The 18,124-nt window shown below is 62.0% G+C and carries 20 protein-coding genes and 2 pseudogenes; 11 read left to right on the forward strand and 11 right to left on the reverse strand.

Annotated elements, in window-relative coordinates:
- Nucleotides 1-9: 9 nt before the first annotated feature.
- The 3 genes from QQL79_RS00400 to QQL79_RS00410 form a co-directional block, all read right to left on the reverse strand.
- Entirely contained in the window at nucleotides 10-894 is an 885-nt protein-coding gene (locus QQL79_RS00400; protein WP_284386854.1) for an aldo/keto reductase, read from the reverse strand.
- A gap of 158 nt (nucleotides 895-1,052) precedes the next feature.
- Nucleotides 1,053-2,177 carry an epoxide hydrolase family protein gene (locus QQL79_RS00405; protein ID WP_284386856.1) on the reverse strand — a complete coding sequence of 375 codons (1,125 nt, stop codon included), beginning with the start codon at nucleotides 2,175-2,177 and terminating at the stop codon, nucleotides 1,053-1,055.
- An 80-nt stretch (nucleotides 2,178-2,257) separates the two neighbouring features.
- Nucleotides 2,258-2,923, reverse strand: coding sequence for a helix-turn-helix domain-containing protein (locus tag QQL79_RS00410; RefSeq protein ID WP_284386858.1), 666 nt, complete (start codon nucleotides 2,921-2,923; stop codon nucleotides 2,258-2,260).
- A gap of 178 nt (nucleotides 2,924-3,101) precedes the next feature.
- Here QQL79_RS00410 and QQL79_RS00415 point away from each other — a divergent pair, with 178 nt between their 5' ends.
- Entirely contained in the window at nucleotides 3,102-3,776 is a 675-nt protein-coding gene (locus tag QQL79_RS00415) for a hypothetical protein (RefSeq protein ID WP_284386860.1), read from the forward strand.
- Between the two features lie 28 nt (nucleotides 3,777-3,804).
- Here QQL79_RS00415 and arsK read toward each other — a convergent pair whose 3' ends face one another.
- The 3 genes and pseudogenes from arsK to QQL79_RS00430 form a co-directional block, all read right to left on the reverse strand.
- Complete coding sequence (gene arsK, locus QQL79_RS00420) at nucleotides 3,805-5,052, reverse strand: arsenite efflux MFS transporter ArsK (protein ID WP_284386862.1); 1,248 nt, start codon at nucleotides 5,050-5,052, stop codon at nucleotides 3,805-3,807.
- Nucleotides 5,053-5,083: 31 nt separating this feature from the next.
- Nucleotides 5,084-5,416, reverse strand: a pseudogene (locus QQL79_RS00425) (DUF6428 family protein); the annotation flags it as partial.
- 12 nt (nucleotides 5,417-5,428) lie between these two features.
- Complete coding sequence (locus QQL79_RS00430; protein WP_284386864.1) at nucleotides 5,429-5,602, reverse strand: hypothetical protein; 174 nt, start codon at nucleotides 5,600-5,602, stop codon at nucleotides 5,429-5,431.
- Nucleotides 5,603-5,648: 46 nt separating this feature from the next.
- On the opposite strand from QQL79_RS00430, the gene QQL79_RS00435 reads away from it, so the two are divergent.
- The 6 genes from QQL79_RS00435 to QQL79_RS00460 all read left to right on the forward strand — a co-directional run bounded on the left by QQL79_RS00435 (nucleotide 5,649) and on the right by QQL79_RS00460 (nucleotide 8,904).
- Nucleotides 5,649-5,990: an ArsR/SmtB family transcription factor gene (locus QQL79_RS00435; RefSeq protein WP_284386866.1), complete on the forward strand. Its 342-nt coding sequence runs from the start codon at nucleotides 5,649-5,651 to the stop codon at nucleotides 5,988-5,990.
- Nucleotides 5,991-6,025: 35 nt separating this feature from the next.
- Nucleotides 6,026-6,379 carry an ArsR/SmtB family transcription factor gene (locus QQL79_RS00440; RefSeq protein ID WP_284386868.1) on the forward strand — a complete coding sequence of 118 codons (354 nt, stop codon included), beginning with the start codon at nucleotides 6,026-6,028 and terminating at the stop codon, nucleotides 6,377-6,379.
- Nucleotides 6,376-7,074 carry an aquaporin gene (locus tag QQL79_RS00445; protein WP_284386870.1) on the forward strand — a complete coding sequence of 233 codons (699 nt, stop codon included), beginning with the start codon at nucleotides 6,376-6,378 and terminating at the stop codon, nucleotides 7,072-7,074. Before QQL79_RS00440 ends, QQL79_RS00445 begins: the two co-directional genes overlap by 4 nt.
- Complete coding sequence (gene arsC, locus QQL79_RS00450) at nucleotides 7,071-7,493, forward strand: arsenate reductase (glutaredoxin) (protein WP_284386871.1); 423 nt, start codon at nucleotides 7,071-7,073, stop codon at nucleotides 7,491-7,493. The genes QQL79_RS00445 and arsC overlap by 4 nt, the downstream gene beginning before the upstream one ends.
- A 169-nt stretch (nucleotides 7,494-7,662) precedes the next feature.
- The gene (locus tag QQL79_RS00455; protein WP_284392775.1) at nucleotides 7,663-7,995 is read left to right on the forward strand and encodes a hypothetical protein; all 333 of its coding nucleotides are present in this window, start codon (nucleotides 7,663-7,665) and stop codon (nucleotides 7,993-7,995) included.
- A gap of 186 nt (nucleotides 7,996-8,181) precedes the next feature.
- Complete coding sequence (locus tag QQL79_RS00460) at nucleotides 8,182-8,904, forward strand: SDR family oxidoreductase (protein ID WP_284386874.1); 723 nt, start codon at nucleotides 8,182-8,184, stop codon at nucleotides 8,902-8,904.
- Between the two features lie 244 nt (nucleotides 8,905-9,148).
- Here the strand turns inward: QQL79_RS00460 and QQL79_RS00465 are convergent.
- The 4 genes and pseudogenes from QQL79_RS00465 to QQL79_RS00480 all read right to left on the reverse strand — a co-directional run.
- Nucleotides 9,149-9,646 (reverse strand): annotated as a pseudogene (locus tag QQL79_RS00465) (LLM class flavin-dependent oxidoreductase); the annotation flags it as partial.
- Between the two features lie 85 nt (nucleotides 9,647-9,731).
- The gene (locus QQL79_RS00470; protein WP_284386876.1) at nucleotides 9,732-10,991 is read right to left on the reverse strand and encodes a DUF5996 family protein; all 1,260 of its coding nucleotides are present in this window, start codon (nucleotides 10,989-10,991) and stop codon (nucleotides 9,732-9,734) included.
- Between the two features lie 76 nt (nucleotides 10,992-11,067).
- Nucleotides 11,068-12,003 carry a pirin family protein gene (locus tag QQL79_RS00475; RefSeq protein WP_284386878.1) on the reverse strand — a complete coding sequence of 312 codons (936 nt, stop codon included), beginning with the start codon at nucleotides 12,001-12,003 and terminating at the stop codon, nucleotides 11,068-11,070.
- A gap of 229 nt (nucleotides 12,004-12,232) precedes the next feature.
- Nucleotides 12,233-13,105, reverse strand: a complete 873-nt coding sequence (locus QQL79_RS00480) for a LysR family transcriptional regulator (protein WP_284386880.1) — start codon at nucleotides 13,103-13,105, stop codon at nucleotides 12,233-12,235.
- A gap of 221 nt (nucleotides 13,106-13,326) precedes the next feature.
- Between QQL79_RS00480 and QQL79_RS00485 the strand changes: the two genes are divergently transcribed.
- Together QQL79_RS00485 and QQL79_RS00490 are read left to right on the forward strand one after the other, a co-directional pair.
- Nucleotides 13,327-14,163 (forward strand): alpha/beta fold hydrolase, encoded by an 837-nt coding sequence (locus QQL79_RS00485; protein ID WP_284386882.1) that lies wholly within the window; start codon nucleotides 13,327-13,329, stop codon nucleotides 14,161-14,163.
- Between the two features lie 18 nt (nucleotides 14,164-14,181).
- Nucleotides 14,182-14,520: a DUF2171 domain-containing protein gene (locus QQL79_RS00490; protein ID WP_348523164.1), complete on the forward strand. Its 339-nt coding sequence runs from the start codon at nucleotides 14,182-14,184 to the stop codon at nucleotides 14,518-14,520.
- A 148-nt stretch (nucleotides 14,521-14,668) separates the two neighbouring features.
- Here the strand turns inward: QQL79_RS00490 and QQL79_RS00495 are convergent, their stop codons facing one another.
- Complete coding sequence (locus QQL79_RS00495) at nucleotides 14,669-15,361, reverse strand: gamma-glutamyl-gamma-aminobutyrate hydrolase family protein (RefSeq protein WP_284386884.1); 693 nt, start codon at nucleotides 15,359-15,361, stop codon at nucleotides 14,669-14,671.
- Between the two features lie 237 nt (nucleotides 15,362-15,598).
- Here QQL79_RS00495 and QQL79_RS00500 point away from each other — a divergent pair, with 237 nt between their 5' ends.
- Nucleotides 15,599-16,531: an N-formylglutamate amidohydrolase gene (locus QQL79_RS00500; RefSeq protein ID WP_284386886.1), complete on the forward strand. Its 933-nt coding sequence runs from the start codon at nucleotides 15,599-15,601 to the stop codon at nucleotides 16,529-16,531.
- Nucleotides 16,524-18,122, forward strand: coding sequence for an ABC transporter substrate-binding protein (locus tag QQL79_RS00505; RefSeq protein WP_284386888.1), 1,599 nt, complete (start codon nucleotides 16,524-16,526; stop codon nucleotides 18,120-18,122). The genes QQL79_RS00500 and QQL79_RS00505 overlap by 8 nt, the downstream gene beginning before the upstream one ends.
- Nucleotides 18,123-18,124: the final 2 nt, after the last annotated feature.

Here is an 18,124-nt window from a genome sequence, read left to right on the forward strand (position 1 = left end):
CGTTGCTCCTCAAGCTTCAGGGATGGGACGGCTGAAATTTTCAAGGCTGATGGTATCGGGATCGGGGCCGCCGCGGCTGCCGGTCTCCAATGCGTCGATGGCGGCCAATTGCCCGGTGGTGAGTTCGAAATCGAAGACTTCGAAATTCTCCGCGATCCGGGCCGGTTTCACCGATTTGGGGATCACCGAGCGGCCATTCTGCAGCCCCCAGCGCAACATGACCTGGGCCGCCGTTTTGCCATGCGCCTCGGCAATGCCCAGAATGGTGGGGTCTTCCAGCGTGCTCTTGTTGTTGCCGCGATAGAAGGTGATGCCGCCGATCGGCGACCAGGCCTGGGTCAGGATGCCATGCTGGCCGTGCAGGCGCTGCAATTCGCTTTGCTGGAAATAAGGATGCACCTCGATCTGGTTGACGGCGGGGACGGTGTTCACCTCCGGCAACAGGCGGTTCAGATGGTGCGGCATGAAGTTGCTGACGCCGATGGCGCGCACGCTGCCGTCGGCCAGCAGCTTTTCCAGCGCGTGATAGGCGCCGATGGTCCGTTCGAAGGCCGAGGCAAAGGGTTGATGCAGGATCAGCAGATCGAGCTGCTCGACGCCCAGCTTGCGTGCACTCTTGTCAAAGCCGTGCAGCGTTTCGTCGAACCCGTAATCGTTGATCCAGATCTTGGTCTCGATGAAAATCTCGTCGCGGGAAATGCCCGAGCGCCGGATGCCTTCGCCCACCTCGCGCTCATTGCCATAGGCGGCAGCGGTGTCGATATGGCGATATCCGCGGGCAATGGCCTCCACGACGGCTGCCGTGGTTTCGTCCGGCGGGGTCTGGAACACGCCCAGCCCGATCGTGGGCATGGGTACGCCATTATTGAGCTGGAAATTATCTGGAACGGTCATGGCTGGTCCTTTGAGACTGTCCGCCGGCGCTTGATCTCGTCCAGGCAATCGACGGATTGGGGGCGGCCAGTTGCCCGGCCACCCCTTTCAGTACTCAATGTAGTCGTTTCCAGCCGATCGATAATCCGGCAGAACGCGCTAAGGCTTATGAGCGCAGTTCATGAATGGAGACCAGCGAAGAAGGCCGCAACTTCTTCTGCCCAGACCTGGGGAACCTCCATGGCCGCGAAATGGCCGCCGCTATCGAGTTCGGTCCAGCGGGTGATGGTATTGCCGGCTTCACCGAAGCGGCGGATGGCCACTTCATCGCGGGCGAAGACGGCGACGCCGGTGGGCACGCCCGAATTGGGCTTGGGCGACCACGCCTCGGGGTCATGGGCGTTTTCGTAATAGAGGCGGATGGAGGAGGCCGCGGTGCCGGTGAACCAATAGACCAGCACATTGGTCAGGAACTTGTCCCGGGCCACCGCATCGGGGCTGTCGCCGAAGCCGGCAAACATGTCGCCCAGCCAGGCAATGAGGCCCGCCGGTGAATCGGTGATGCCATAGGCCAGGGCCTGGGGCCGGCTGGATTGCAGGGCATTGAAGCCGAAGCGCTCGGCCATGAATTGCTGGAGGCGTTGCAGCCGGGTCTTTTCGGCGTCGCTGAATGTCGCGATCTCGCTGGGCTCGATCGGGCCCATGGGGATGAAACCCATGGTGGCGGCGTTGACATGGACGCCGATGACGCGATCGGGTGCCGCCCGGGCGATAGCGGGAGCAATCACCGCGCCGGCATCGCCGCCCTGGACGCCGAAGCGCTCATAGCCCAGGCGCGTCATCAGCTCGAGCAGCGCATTGGCAATGCGACCGTCGTTCCAGCCGGCTTCCTTTGTCGGGCCCGAGAAACCGAAGCCGGGCAGCGAGGGAATGACCAGGTCGTAGCCGGCGGCGCTGAGCGGGCCGATGGCGTCGAGGAATTCGACGAAGGAGCCCGGCCAGCCATGCAGCAGCAGCAGGGGCATGGCGGCCTGCTGGCCTGCCTTGATGTGGAGGAAGTGGATGGTCTGGCCATCGATCTCCGTGGTGAATTGGGGGTGCCGGTTGATCGCGGCTTCCTGGGCGCGCCAGTCGTAGCCATTGAGCAGGCGGTCGACCATGCCGGCGACGAAGCCGGTGGTGGGGCCATAGCTCCAGCCGGCGCCGGGGATCTCGTTGGCGAGGATGGTCTGGGTCAACCGCTGATGCAGGTCGGTCAGCCGGGCTTCCGGAATTGCGATGGTGAAGGGGGTGATGTCAGTCATTTTGCCGTCTCCGCGCTGGGGTGAAAGTGCATCCTTTCTAGCCAGCGGGCGGATGGCGGGATTGAAGATTTCCGACAGTTTTAGCGTTGTGCGATTTCGCCCGGGGTCTGGCCCATAATGGCCTTGAGCGAGCGGATCATGTGGGGCTGGTCGGCATAGCCCAGGGCAAAGGCGACATCGGCGGCCGGACGTCCCTGCTGCAATAAAGACATGGCCTTCTGGGCGCGTTCGATCTGGGTAAAGGCCTTGTAGGTAAGGCCGGTGGTCTTGAGGAAATGCCGCTGCATGGTGCGTTCCGACATGGCCATCGGATGGCCCGATACGACCGAGCCAACGAGCCTGTTGTCCTCGACAATGCCGCTGCGCAGGAGCTTGCCGACAAACCGGTCCACATTGTCGAGGCTGGGGATTTCCATGACATCGGTGCCCAGCCAGAACCGGTCCTGGCCGATACTGGGCAGCACCACGCCCTCGTCGCGCATGCTTTCGCCTGGCATCAGCGACATGAAGCTATGGGGCTTGAAGGCGATCGAGAGGATTTCGTCGCCTTCCGCGAAGGCATGGGTAACCGCGCTGGTGGTGAGGCCGGTGCGCAGCACCAGCGAGCCCCGGGCCGACTTCATCATGACGAAGTCCCAGCAGCCGTCCGGCTGCATCAGCATGCTGCCATCGCCTCCGAAAGTGGTATGCGTCACCGACGCAATCACCGGCGAGGACCAGCCCTCCAATTTGTGGACACGATGCATGCCATCGAGCTCGATTTTGCCTGACCAAGTCTGACAGGTTTGTGTGCTGTCAGCAATATTTGGACATGGGCGATGAGTCCGACGCTTTCGCCATCAACTGTCTTTCTCCGGTTATCGCTGCCCGTGCACAGATGGTCGCGATTGACCGTTTTCGTTCCCTCACTCTATCACTGTCAAAATGATCGCGATTTCCTCCATATTCTACTTCCTCAGCCAGCATCCGTTTTGGTCGATGGGGCTGCTGCTTCTCGCCTGGCTAACCATAGGGGGCCTGGTCGCACGATGGCGGAACAATCCGGGATGGTTCGCGCTGGGCGCGGTGGGCATGGTGCTGGGCATGGCCAATATATTCACCGGGTCGATGGTCAATGCCATTTTCCTCAATGCCTTTGGCACTTATGGCAGTGCGGTCGTCACCCATGCCGAGGAAACCAATTCAACGCTCAATGATCAGCCGATCTGGGCCTTTGACGGGGTGATGCAAACGGCCGATGGCCTCGACGTCAAGATTGGCTTCGACACCATGTCGGCCAGCCTCTATCCGGTGCGCAACCAGATCGATCTGCCACCGATCGGTGAGCGCTTCGTGGTCAAATACATTCCCGGCTTCGAGCGGAATGTGGCGATCATGCGCGATGAATCGCCGTTCGGCAAAAGGGTGATCGTCGCCGAAGCGCGCGGTCCAGTCGATCGGGCGGCCAACCAGCTTGCGGTCAGCCCCAATAATGAGAGCTTCAAGCAGGAATACCGCGACGCGCTGGAGCACTTTCTCACCCAATACGGTAAGGACGCGCCGCCGGGCCTGGTCGCGCAGTATCGCATGCAATTGCAGGCCCTCGAGCGAGATATGTAGACATCCCGAACAGGATGCCGGTCATCAGTCACCGCGGCACCGGCGCTCCGCTTCTCAGATTGTGCTTGGCGAAGGCAGGCCGCGCCAGGACGGCGACCGCGACGAAGAGCGCAACAGGAATCGCGCCCAACGCCACCACGGCCCAGAGCGAGAGCGGTACGCCAGCCAGTCCCATGGCCACGGCCATGGCGAAGGGCGCGATGGCCGATGCGACCTGGCGGGCGGATGACAGCCAGCCGAGCCGTGCGCCATATCCTTGCCGGCCGAACAATTGCAGCGGCAGCGATCCCGAGACGATGCTGGTGAGGCCCGAGCCCAGGCCGAACAGCAGGGCAAAGATGACGCCGCCGGCGACGGAGGGCGCCGTCAGGGCCAGCACCGCCGTGCCGGCCGGCAGCAGGATGGCGGCAACCACGGCCAGTGAGGTCGCCGGAAACTCCTTGCCAAAAACCATGTTGGTGAGGCGCGACAGCACCTGGGCGGGACCGAATACGCTGGTGATCAGCACGATGCCGCTGCCCAGGTTGAGCGCGGTGAGCAAGGGCAGGATCTGGAGGGTAATGGCCGACATGAGCAGGCCCAGGAAAGCAAAGGCCACCAGGATCAGCACGAAGCCGAGATTGCGCCGATCGGGGGAGAGGCTGCCGGCGGCGTCTGCGGAAGGATTGCCGGGGGTTTCGCCAGCGGGTTCGGCCAGGTCCGGGGCGGGCGATAGCCTGCCCAGCCAGAAATGCAGGGGCGCGCAAACGCCGATATTCAGCGCCGCGAAGAGCAGATAGACCATGCGCCAATCCATCCAGTTCAGGAGCGTGGCGGTGAGCGGCCAGAAAATGGTGGAGGCAAAGCCGGCAATCAGGGTCAGGTGGGTAATGCTGCGCTGCGCGCCGCGCCCACCCAATTGGACCAGGGCGGCAAAGGCCGTGGCATAGAGCACCAGCGTCGAGGTCGCTTCCATGACGACCAGGGCGGCCGCGAACAGATAGCCGTTCGGCGCCATGGCCAGGAGGATTTGCGATAGCCCGGCGGCCAGCGAGCCCAGAGTCATGGTGGGTACCGCGCCCCATTTGTCCACTGCATGGCCGCTGAGCGGGGAAACCAGGCCGCCGGCCAGCAGTGCCAGCGTCAGGGCCCCGAAAACCCATTCAGGCGACCAGCCGAAACTGGCGCCAATGGAAGGGGAAAGCACGGTGAAGGCATAATAGATCGTGCCATAGCCGATGATCTGGGTGACGCCCAGCGCCCAGATGGCACTGGCGGGAATGCGGCTTGCGGCCATGGAAGGGATTTCCTGGTTTTACCCATCGCCCTCAGGCGCAGCATTGTCCTGACGTCTTTGGCGAGCAGCAGGAGGCCTGGCGCGCCGCTTCGGCCGCCGCCCGGTGGCGCGGCTTGCAGATGGCGGGGCGGGGTTCGAGGCTCAGCACAGTCGCTTCCCCGTCCACCGCAATGCCGGCAACATCGAAGACCTGCATGGCTTCGCCCGGCCGGCTCACTTCAAAGGTCAGCCTCGCATCGGCGGACAGCCGAACCTTGCGGTCGACCTGGGCCAGGATGCTGCGGAACTTGCCCACCGTCAGGAAGGTCTGTTCGGGCCCGGCCGGAAGGTCTTCCACCTGGAGCACGGTTTCCTGCCAGGCATCGGGCTGGCCGCCTCAATCGAGCGTAACGAAAGAGCCCGCTTTGACCTCGGTGACGTGGTAGCCGGGCCGGATGCGCCGGCCAGCATAATCGATGACCAGCGGCCGCTCGTCGTGGTCAGCCAGCATGGTCAGTACCTGGCCCAGGGACGTGTCGGCCGGGGCCAACGGGCTGGCATGTTCGGTCATGATCGGCTATCCTAATTTCAATGATTATTGAGATATTGAAATGAAAATGGACGAACATCAAGCCCTCGATGCATTCGGCGCCCTGTCGCAGGAAACCCGGCTCAGGATGGTTCGCACCCTGGTCATTGCCGGCCAGGAGGGCCTGCCGGCCGGGGCAGTTGGCGAGGCGGTGGGTGCCTCATCCTCGGGTGCCTCGTTTCACCTCTCCCATCTGGAACGGGCGGGCCTGGTCACCTCGCGCCGCGAGGCCCGCTCCATTATCTATACGGCGAATTTCGACGGCCTGGCCGGACTGGTCGAATTCCTGATGCGCGATTGCTGCCAGGGGCATCCTTTCGTGGTCGAAGGCGCCAGCAAGGCCGCTGCGGCCTGTTGCGCGGCCGAGTGACTTGACGCCTTTAATATATCTGTCATTCTGGATATATGGAATCAACAGATGCTATTGCCGCGCTATCGGCCCTGGCCCAACCCACGCGCCTGGACACGTTTCGCCTGCTGGTGAGAACGGAGCCCGAGGGTGTTGCGGCCGGTGAGCTGGCCCGGCTGATGGATGTGCCGCAGAACACGATGTCGACCCATCTGGCGATCCTGACGCGGGCGGGCCTGATCACCGGTGAACGGCAGAGCCGGTCAATCCTCTATCGCGCCAATCTCGACGGTTTCCGGGAGCTGACGCTGTTTCTGCTCAAGGATTGCTGCGGCGGTAATGCGGCCCTTTGTGCCCCCCTGATCGCCGAACTTACCCCTTGCTGCGCACCTGAGGAGGGGGTTTCATGAGCCTGGATCTGTCGCGGCGTCTGGTGGCCGAGGGTCTGGGCACGGGATTTTTGGTCGCGGCTGTTGTCGGCTCGGGCATCATGGCCGAGAGGCTGACCACGGACATGGCCCTGGCGCTCCTGGCCAATACCGTGCCGACGGGAGCAATCCTTGTCGTGCTGATTACCATTCTGGGGCCGGTTTCGGGGGCGCATTTCAATCCGGCGGTCTCGCTGGTCTTTGCGCTGCGCGGGGCGCTTTCGGCGCGCGAAGCCGGACTTTACGTGCTTGTGCAGGTGCTGGGCGGGATTGCCGGCACGCTCCTGGCCCATGCCATGTTCGGCCTGCCGCTGCTGCAGGTGTCCGAAACGGTGCGGACGGGCGGCGGGCAATGGTTTTCCGAAGCTGTTGCCGCCTTTGGCCTCGTCGCCACGATCCTGGCCGGGCTGCGTTTCGAGCGCTCGGCCGTGCCCTGGCTGGTTGGCCTTTACATTACGGCCGCCTATTGGTTCACCGCCTCGACATCCTTTGCCAATCCGGCCGTCGCCATTGCCCGGTCGCTCACCGACACCTTTTCCGGCATTCGCCCGCTCGACCTGCCCGGCTTCATCCTTGCCCAGCTGGCCGGCGCCCTCATCGCCCTGGCTTTGATGAGCTGGCTCTTGCGCGGCGCAACGGCCGGGGCTCTCCCCAACCCTTCCGGACAGATCAAATGAGCATCACCATCTATCACAATCCCGATTGTGGCACGTCGCGCAACACGCTGGCCATGATCCGCCAGAGCGGGGAAGAGCCCGAGGTGATCCTATATTTGGAGACGCCGCCCAGCAGCGAAACGATCGAGCAATTGGTGGCGGCCGCCGGCCTCACCTTGCGCCAGGCGCTGCGGCAGAAGGATACGCCCTTTGCCGAATTGGGTCTGGACAATCCGGGCCTCGATGACGAAGCCCTGCTCGACGCCATTAAGGCCCATCCCATCCTGCTCAACCGGCCCTTCGTGGTGACGCCCAAGGGCGTACGCCTCTGCCGTCCCTCCGAACTGGTGCTCGATATCCTGCCCAATCCCGATATCGGGCCCTTCACCAAGGAAGACGGCGAAGTGATCATCGACCAGGACGGCAAGCGCCTTGTCTGACCGATTTCGGCTCTACCCAACCTGCGCGTTGCGCTGAGCTGGCTCGCCCCGCCACGCGGCTCGGAGGCGTGGGCCCCATCTTCACAGCTATGTCAGTCTGAACGGGACGCATTCAAATGGTGTAGATATGCGTCAATTGATCAAATCACTCACTATGGAGGCGCATCCGATGAGTCAGAGCTGCCCTGTTCTCACGCTTGCTGAAAGGCAAGCAGGCGACATATTGAAACGCGCTGAAAAGGCTATGTTGGCTGCCGTTTACAAGGCTGTTGAGGAGGCCAGGAACCAGGCTGCCGAAGAGCTGCAATCAATCGAATTTAATGAAGAGCCTCCGGCATACGAGTATTTTGCCGCCATCGTGCACCAGAAGCTGTTCCTGCTGTTATGCGGAGCCGATCCGGAAACCTTCGAGGGCGGAAATCCCGAAATCGCGGCCAATATCTTGCAGAACGCTCAGAACATATCCGACCATTATTGGACAGCTAGGCGTGCCGGCGCATAGCCGCATTGGCACACATGTCCGATGCCGAGTAACAACCTAAAGGCCCGGTGATGGTATCCGCCGGATGCCGACCGCCTCAAGATTTTCCACGGTGCGCCCGAGCCGCGACTGACCTAAGGTTGGATCGTGCCACCAATACCGGCGCTCCCGGGCCCCGGAACACCAATTTCGAAGCAAGGAAATAGTATGTCGGAGTCGCTGCAAGGCAAGGTCGCTGTTATCACCGGGGCGGCATCTGGAATAGGCCTGGCGACCGCCAAGGCGCTGCTTGAGCGCGAAGCAACGGTCGTCATGGTAGACCGGAACGAGGCGGCACTTGCTGATCTTGTGGGCGGACGGGCCATTGCGCAGATCACCGATCTGCTTGATGTTCGAAGCTGCAATGCAATGATCCCGGAAATTCTTGAGAAGGTACCCCATATCGACATTCTCTACTGCAATGCGGGGACCTATATCGGTGGCGAGCTGACGGAGACCACGCCGGAGGCCATCGACAAGATGCTGAACCTCAACGTCAACGCGGTCATGAAGAACGTCCATGCGGTGGTTCCGCATATGATCGAACGCAAGACCGGCGATATCGTCGTCACCTGCTCCATTGCCGGTCACTTTCCGACCTATTGGGAGCCTGTTTATTCTGGCTCGAAATGGGCGATCACCAGCTTCGTCCAGGGCATGCGCCGCCAGATGATCCCGCATGGCGTGCGGGTATCGCAGGTGTCACCGGGCCCGGTGGCGTCGGCACTGCTGGCCGACTGGCCCGAAGAAAATCTGCGCAAGGCCAAGGAAAGCGGCAGCCTGATGGATCCCGAGGAAGTCGCCGACGCGGTTGTCTACATGCTCACCCGCAAACGAAGCGTCACCATACGGGATATGATCGTATTGCCGAGCAACTTCGATCGGGTATAGCTCGCTTATCTGTAGGCATTCGCAGGCCAGAACGATTTCCAGAGGAGCCTGCGGCGCTCCAGCCACGTTGGTACGTCTTCGGGCGCTATTCCCAATAGGTTCTGCGCACTGGTTTTGGTTCAATCGTGTTCGCAGAAGCCTGCCAATGTGCCTTGTAGAACCCGACGACGCCAGCAAATGCAGGGCCGAGGAGGGGCTCGATCAGTTGACCAACGCCTCGGGGCAGGGCCGAGTTTCTCTCTGCTCATGCGTTTGCGTTATTCGCCCGCATGACCGGTGCGACTTCGGTACCCAGAAGTTCGATCGAGCGGAGCATCGCAGCTGTTTCGAACGCTGCGGACGTCATCTGAAAAGCGATACGCGACACGCCGCCTAGCACCTCGCTAGCGTGTTGCATCTTGGCAGCGACGGTCTCGGGACTGCCAATCAGGAATGCGCCGTCCGGACCGGCCATGTAGTCGAACTGTGCGCGGTCCGGTTGCGACCAACCGCGTTCACTCGCATATTTTCCGATCATCTGCGCCCAGCCGGGGAAGAAGATATCGCGCGCTTCATCATCGCTGTCCGCGACGAAACCCATCGCATGGACACCCACCTGCAGAATTGCAGGATCATAGCCAGCGCGCGCTCCGGCCTCGCGATAAAGGTCAACGAGCGGACGGAAACGCTCGAAGGTACCACCGATGATCGCGATCATCAGCGGCAGACCAAGCGTGCCGGCACGTTCGAAATTGGCGTCGGTAGGGTGGGGAGAACTAGGTCGCGTTCGGCTGAACCTGGCCATCGCGATGCCGAGAAGGGGGTCACAACCCGTTTTGCAGTACGGCTCAGGCCGGAGGGCGGCGCAGCACATCTTGCCATTCGGGGTGGCGCTCGATCTGTGCCTTGGCGAACGGGCAGAGCGGGATAATGACAACGCCATCGCGCCGGGCGTCTTCGACGGCCCGCTGCACCAATCGTTCGCCAACCTTGCGGCCACGGAGGGTTGCGGGGACGTAGGTATGATCGATGATCAATTGTCGACGGCCGATGCGGCTATAGGTCATCTCGGCTTCGGCACCATCGATGACCAGGCGGTAGCGCCCTTTCGTTGCGCCATCTTCCCTCTGGACCGTTTCGCCGACCGCGATGGGAGCGCTCAAGACCTGTCCGGCGTCGTGGGCGCGCACCGCGCGCGGCCGCCCCGGCCCCCATTCGAGCAAGTCGCGGTCCCAGTGACCCAGATCGGCAGCTGCGTCATAGGTTGAGGCCAGAAACGCCATTAGGGCCTCGTCGGGATTAGCAGCCGACTGCACCGCCTCATAGGGCAGAATGAACTCCGATAGGGCTTCATGCCAAAAGGCTGATGCCGGCTGTATCGATGCCGCTCTGAAGCCGTCGGGAGCCGGGTAGGCATAGGCGTAAAAGGCCGGATAATCGACGCCGCCGCCCCCTGGCCAGAAGCCGACCGAGGCCACCTCCCGGTCGTAAGCCTCTTGGGCCACCTCGATCGGCAAAGCCGGGACGCCGCCAGGATGGAGTGGCGCACGCCGCCCCGAAAAGCGGGTGACTGCCAGATCGAAGCTGCCCCAGAACAGGTGTACGGGACTAGACTTGCCAAGAAAGGAGGTCCGGAAGCGCCCAAATACTCTGTCAACGGCGACCAGAGCCTGATGAAAGCGCTGTACAGCGTCACGATCATAGGGCCGTTCACGATGGTCCGCGATGAAGGGCACTGGGTTAGGCACTTCGTTGGGTTCGCCGTTGAAGGTCGGCGTGCCGCCCAATTCGGTTACAAGCTGGACGAAATTCTCGTGGAACTTGGCGACGGTAGATGCCTCTAGCGGAAATGAAGAGCTGTGACCATGGCCGCACGTTCCCACGACCATGTGGTTCTTGAAATCAAACAGGATCTCGATTCCCGGGCCATCGGGAATTGGCGAGGATGCCAACCCGATCGGGGTGACGTAGAAGGTCGCGTGCCAGGAATGGTTGAGCCACGGCGTATGGGCGAGCCGATATTTGCCGGCAATCTGCAAATAGAGATGCAGCGCCGAACATGTCTCGCGCCAGCCGAGATAGTCGAGTTGAGGCCAGTGGTTGTTCATTTCGCTTTCTCCATTCAGCAGGCCCCAGGCGAGCGATGTCGCTGCCTCGATCGCGGTGTCACGTTAGGGGCGTTGGTCAATCCGGAAGCGGGATATGTTCATTCCGGTCGTTTACCGGCAGATCGAAGCGTCCTTGGCCCCAGTTCTGGGCGCGCCATTCGGCCTTTGCTTGCTCGATGCGCTCCTGGGAAGAAGCGACGAAGTTCCACCAGATGTAGCGGGGGCCGCTGAGCGTCGCGCCGCCCAGGATCATCACCCGTGCACCTCGATCGCCAGCCGCAATGGTGATCTTGTCGCCGGCGCGGAACACCATCATTTGCGGCGCCTCGAAATCCTGGCCGGCGACCGAGATCGAGCCTTCCACGATATAGATACCTCTATCCTCGTGCTCATCCGGCATGGGCAGTCGGCTTCCGGCGGCGAGTTGCACATCAGCGTAGAAGATCTCGGAGAACATGGTGGCGGGAGAAACTTTCCCATAGGCGTTGCCAAGGATCAGCCGCACAGAGACGCCTTGGTCCTCAATCGTCGGCAGCGCCGCCTTGCCGTGATGCTCAAATAGCGGCGCCATGTCCTCATGGCGGTCGGGGAGCGCGACCCAGGTCTGTATTCCAAAAAGGCTGTGCGGGCCGCTGCGGGCGGCCACCGAGGTTCGTTCGGAATGGGACACGCCACGCCCTGCAACCATCCAGTTCAACTCGCCGGGTCGGATGATCTGGTCGGCACCGGTGCTGTCGCGGTGATGAAAGTCGCCACGGAAGAGATAGGTGACGGTACCCAGGCCGATATGGGGATGCGACCGCACGTCGATGCCCTGGCCAGTGAGCAGCTCGGCGGGACCAGCCTGGTCAAAGAAGATGAATGGGCCAACCATCTGGCGCTTGGGAGCGGGCAGTGCGCGCCGAACTTCAAAGCCACCAATGTCTCGGCTACGCGGAATGATGAGTGTTTCGATCGCGTCGATCCCGACATCTGCCGGACAGCCAGGTTCAAATGCCGGGTTCCAACTCACGCGCCATCCTCTCATCAGCTCGTAGGCCTTGCGGACGCTGATCCCGCATTGCGCCCCTCCAACTGGCTGGGACGTATGCCGTCAGCAAGGACCTACCTAGCGAGCCGACTTTGGCACGGCTAGGCGCGCAGTGTGGACAGCTGTGTCGCGGAAAGTGGAACGCTCAGGCGCATTGAGGCCGCCGTAATGCGCCAGTACCAGACCGTGCGGATAGCCAGAGAACCATGCCCTAGGGCAATTCTCCCAAATGCTCGATCAGCAGTTCCGTCAGGACCTGGACCTTGCGTGCGGGGTACTGGCCCGGCGGACGCACGACATAGACGCCCGCCACGGGTGGTGGATAGCGCGTCATGACATGAACGAGCGCGCCGGACGCCAGATGCTCGTCAACAAGACAGTCGGGAAGCCATGCAATGCCCAGTCCCGCCAGAGCGGCAGGAACAAGAGCCGTGCCGTTGTCGGCCTTGAACCGCCCCTGCGGCTGAACCATCAGGATCTTGTCGCCATAGGTGAACTGCCAGGCTTCGGTTCCCTGCATAAGTGCTTCATGAGAAAGCAACTCTGCGGGCGTGTCGGGAGCACCATGCGCCCTGACATAGTCGGGGCTGGCGACAAGCTTGCCGTAGAACGGCCCGACGCGCCGCACCATCAGGTTGGAATCGGGGAGATAGCCAACCCTTATCGAACAATCGAAACCTTCCGCGATGAGATCGACGAAGCGATCACTATAGGCGGCGTGAATGTGCAATTGCGGATGGCGTCTGGCCATTTCCGCGAGCATGGGCGCGAACTGAGAAGGTCCGACGGAAAGCGGCACGGCAATGCGCAGACGACCACGCAGGTCGCCATTGGGCAGAATGGTTTGCCTGGCCATCTCGATCTCGGCGACGATTTTGGCCGCATGGTCGCGAAAAGCGACCCCAGCCTCGGTAAGGGCCGCACCGCGTGTGGTTCGCGCAAGAAGCTGGACGCCCAGTTCCGATTCGAGCCGCCCGAGCCGCCGGCTGACGATAGATTTGGACACGCCCAGCCGGCGTGCAGCGGGGGTAATGCCCCCGGCATCTGCAACTTCCACAAATGTCTGCAGCTCTTCGATATCCATTGCGTGTTCCTGATTCCGCGACACAGCTTGGCATGAGGGGCCACTACCGCATCATGTGAGGGAACTGCAATAACGCTCCCGCCCCCCAATTCTTGGCAATGATCGCCCGCCGAAGCAACTTTAACCGAGCACCAGCCGTTGCCGCGACTTCTCGGTGTTGGTGGTGGCTTTCGTCGCCACGAGACCACAGGGGAAACACCACAGATTGAAGGAGAACAGCCATGGGCTTCATTACAACGGACGACGGCGTACAGATCTTCTATAAGGATTGGGGTCCCAAGGACGCCCAGCCCATCGTCTTCCACCATGGCTGGCCGCTCAGCTCCGACGACTGGGACGCGCAGATGCTTTTCTTCCTGTCCAAGGGCTATCGCGTCGTCGCCCATGACCGGCGCGGTCACGGACGCTCGGAGCAGGTTTCCGAGGGGCATGATATTGATCACTACGCGGCGGATGCCTTTGCCGTCGCCGAGGCGCTGGATCTACGGAACGCAGTTCACATCGGCCATTCCACTGGCGGCGGTGAAGTCGCACGGTATGTGGCACGGCACGGCGAACCTGCGGGCCGGGTGGCCAAGGCCGTCCTCGTCGCCGCCATTCCGCCGCTCATGCTGAAGACTGCCGACAATCCCGAGGGCACGCCGATGGGGGTCTTAGATGGCTTCCGGTCGGCGCTGGCCGGCAACCGCGCGCAGTTCTTTCGCGACGTTCCCTCGGGGCCGTTCTACGGCTTCAACCGCGCGGGCGCTACGGTCCATGAAGGGGTAATCCAGAACTGGTGGCGGCAAGGCATGATGGGGAGCGCCAAGGCGCATTACGACGGCATCAAGGCTTTTTCGGAAACCGACCAGACCGAGGACCTCAAGACGATCACCGTGCCAACGCTGGTACTGCACGGTGAAGATGATCAAGTCGTTCCAATCGCCGCCGCGGCCCTGAAGGCGGTCAAGCTTTTGCCGAACGGCACGCTAAAGACCTATCCCGGCTTCTCTCATGGCATGCTGACGGTGAATGCCGATGTGTTGAACGCAGACCTCCTGGCGTTCATCGCTGGCTAAGCCGGCAGGAGAGCCGGCATGGGTGGCTGGGCATCGATCGACATGGCCGGCGCAGATCACCCTCCGTCAGACATTCAATTCACGAGCTCAACAGGAGTAAAGATGAGCGACCTATCAAAGATCATAAAAGCAATGACTGTCGTTGGCGCCGATGGTGTCAAAGTCGGGGTTGTCGCCGAAGTCGTTGGCCAAAGGATCAAGCTCCAGCCCAACACCATCGGCGATCACGCGGTCAGCAGCCACTTCATACCGGGCGGGCTGGTCGCCGATATCGAAGGCAATGTAGTACGCCTCTCGGCAACCGGGGCGAATGCTATGTTGCTGGACGAAGAAGAGGATGGATCCATGGCTGATTAGCCACGGCCGATCATAAGAGGCTGTCGGGCTGAGAAAGGCATTGACCTCTCTTGCCCGCCAGCGGTCCGACTAATTCTGGAGGTCGGCTTTGGGCGAAGTCCCGAACATGCTCTTGTATTCCCTTTTGAATTGAGAAGGGCCCAGGCGACTAGGACGGGGTTCCCCACTGCCAAGACATATCGCAGATCAGGGCAGAAAATAGCTTCTGGTGGGGTATCTCCGTTATCAGCTCTTCCGGGTGCCACTGGACGCCAACGATATTCAGATCTGAGGATTCGAAGCCCTCGACAAGGCCGTCTGCGGTATGAACCACGGGGGTCAGCGGCGCCGCCAATATGCTGATCCCCTGGCGGTGGATGGAATTGACCTCAAATGGGTCATCGCCATAGACCGAGCCAAGAAGGCCTCCTTTGGCCACCACGCCATGCGCCAGCAGATCGCGTGCACCATCGGGCCGGTGATTATCCTGCCAGCCCTGCGCCGCCAGGTTTTGACTCAGCGTGCCCCCAAGATAGACATTGATCATCTGAAAGCCGCGGCAGATGCCGAGGATGGGCAGGCGCCGCTCCAGGCTCTCGCCGAGCAGGGCCCATTCCATGGCGTCGCGGGGTTCGTCGACCGCTTTCCTGATATTGAGGTCTAGCTCCTGGCCGAAGCGTGAGGGGTGCACGGCCGCGCCACCACAGAAGATGATGCCCGCCGCCTGCGCCGGAAGGGGCTGGGCACCGCCATTGGGCACCATGACCACAGCCTGCCCACCAGCCTGTTCGACGGCCCGGACATAGGGCTGCGGATCGGTGGCGGCGCCGACGGAAACGACGATAAGCGGGCTGGAGGGCATGACCAAGTTCCTGTTGTCGCCCTCTTTTAGTGCCGTTCGCCCCACCGATCCACGCCATTGCCGAAGCGAAACTCCCTATCGGGTTTTATTATGGGCCGGAGCCGCTGCTGCGACGGCCAGGCCATAACGCAGCCTTATGGGTTTAGTGGCCCCTGCAATATGGTTTTGCCGCCCCGAGGGAGGCGCTAGCGTCCGGTCCGATCGCAGCACTATCGCGATGGCGAGCGGAGTAGACAATTGGATCTTGCGGCAGATGCGGACGGCGCGCCCGTCGACCCCAACATCACGGTGAACTGGAATGCCGATTCCGAGGTTCCGCTGCTGTTGTCCTTCCCCCATAGCGGCGCGACATATCCGGACGACTTTGGCTACGATGCGAGCCTGCCCTTTAACGTGGTGGACTATCCGTCCGACAAATATGTCGATGAGCTTTTCGACGGCGGTGCCGCGCTCGGCCTCGGTTCGATCCGCGCCAATTTTCCGCGCGCCTATATCGACGTCAACCGCCACCAGCACGATATCGACGGCACCATGCTCGAGGCGCCCGAGCGCTGGTATGGCCGCATGCAGCCCACCGCGCTGCGCAATGGCACCACGCTGTTCTGGTCCAAGGCCAAGGAAATCGACCTCTATGACCGCAAGCTCAGCCATGCCGAGGCCAAGCGGCGGCTGGCGACCTGCCATGTGGTCTATCACCAGGCCCTGACCACCATGATCGAGACCACGCGCCGCAAGCATGGCAGCGTGGTCGTGCTCGACTGCCATTCGATGATGCGTTTCGATACGACGGCCCAGGGCAGCGGCGAACGCCCCGAGGTTGATATCGGCACACGTTATGGCGAATCCTGCGATCCGGACCTTGCGGTCCGGCTTGTCGAATGCTTCGAAACCCGGGGCTATCAAGTGGGCCTCAACCGGCGTTTCGCGGGCGGGGAGATCACTCTGCGCTATGGCTGGCCGGAAATCGACCAGCATCTGCTCCAGATCGAATTGCGGCGCGATCTTTATATGGACGAGGAAACGCGCCTCAAAAACGACCGCTTCGATGCGGTCAGGCAGGACTGCTCCGACATTCTCTCCGAATTCAGGCAGTTCGTTCAAGAACGGCAGCAAAGCCGACACAACACCAGGGACAGGGAACACATGACAATGGAAAACGCCAATGGGTAAGTCTATCGCAACCGCGCTGCTACTCGCCTCCTGCAGCCTTTTCGCGGCCGGCGCCGCCAATGCGGAAACGCTGCGCCTGGCCTATGGCACGGCGCCCGTCAGTGCCGACCCCTATCCCTATAGCGACACCCAGACCGGTTCGCTCAGCGAGCATGTCTTCGAAATGCTGGTCGGGCTCGACGATGCCCCGCTCCTGGCCAAGGACTGGGCCTGGGAAAGCGACAAGGCCATCGTCTTCAACCTGCGGGACGGGGTCAACTTCTCCAATGGCGCCCCCTTCACCGCCCGCGACGTCGTCTACAGCATGTGCCGCATGATGTATCGCGTGGATGGCAAGGCCAATGTGGTGACCTCGGCGCTGGGCCCGGTGACCAATGTTGTCGCAGTGGATGACCACAAAGCTCGTTTCGAGACGACCGCGCCTTATCCGATCATCACCCAGAAGCTCAAATTCCTGAAGATTCTCTCGGCCGAAGCCGCCGGAATCGAGGGCGACATTGCTTTCGATCAGGATGGCGATTGCGGCATCTCGGCGTCTTATCCGAGCCAGGCCGATTTCGATGCGGGCAGTGCCGCCATAGGCACCGGCCCCTATATCTACGAAAGCTTCCAGGCCACCGGCGACGCCAATCTGGTGCGCAATGAAAACTATTGGGGCGAAAAGCCGGAATGGGACCGCGTCGAAATCCGCTCCGTGCCCAATAACGGCGCCCGTATCGCGGGGCTCCTGGCTGGTGATTACGACATTATCGAGCGGCCCAGCGCCGAAGACTTGCAGGTCATCGAGCGAGACCCCAATTTCGCCTATAGCACCGTGCCGGGCCTGCAGACGATTTTCCTCGTGCTCGACACCAATGCGGAGGGCGCTGCGGGCGTCACCGCCGCCGACGGTTCGGCGCCGCTCGCCGATGTGCGCGTGCGCCAGGCGCTCTCCATGGCCATCGACCGCAAGGCGATCACCGAGCGCCTCTTTGCCGGCAATGCCACTCCCGCCAACCAGTTCGCCCCCAGCTATATGCCCGGCGCGCCGGAAATGCCCGAACTGATTACCGATCTTGACCAGGCCAAGGCGCTGCTGGCCGAAGCGGGCTATGCCGATGGCTTCGAAATCGAGCTCAATGTCCCTGCCGACCGCTACACCAACGGCCAATTGGTGGCCCAGGCGATAACCCAGTACTGGACCCGCCTCGGCGTCAAGGTCACCTTGCGCACCGAGCCCTGGTCGGTGTTCCAGACCCGCCGCACCGAAGGGCAGATGGGCGTCTTCATGTATGGCTGGGGGCATCCCCAGGGCGCGGCACAGCTGATCTCGGGCGCTTTCGCCCAGCGCAATGACGATCTGGGTCTGGGTGCGGCCAATTTTTCGAGCTACGATAATCCGGACTTCGAAGCCGCCATGCAGGCCTGGGCCGTCGAAGTGGACCCTGCCCGCTCCGAGGAATTGATTGCCAAAGCCATGGCGCAGTCCGTTGCCGACCTGCCGGGCATCCCGCTCTATTACAATCACGAGCTGTGGGCGCATCGCGCCGGCATCGAGATATCGGGCGGCGCCGAAGGCCGCACCGTCGCCACCATGGCCCATTCGCGCTGAGC

It is taken from the genome of Devosia yakushimensis (assembly GCF_030159855.1).
In the GTDB taxonomy this organism is placed as follows: Bacteria; Pseudomonadota; Alphaproteobacteria; order Rhizobiales; family Devosiaceae; genus Devosia; species Devosia yakushimensis.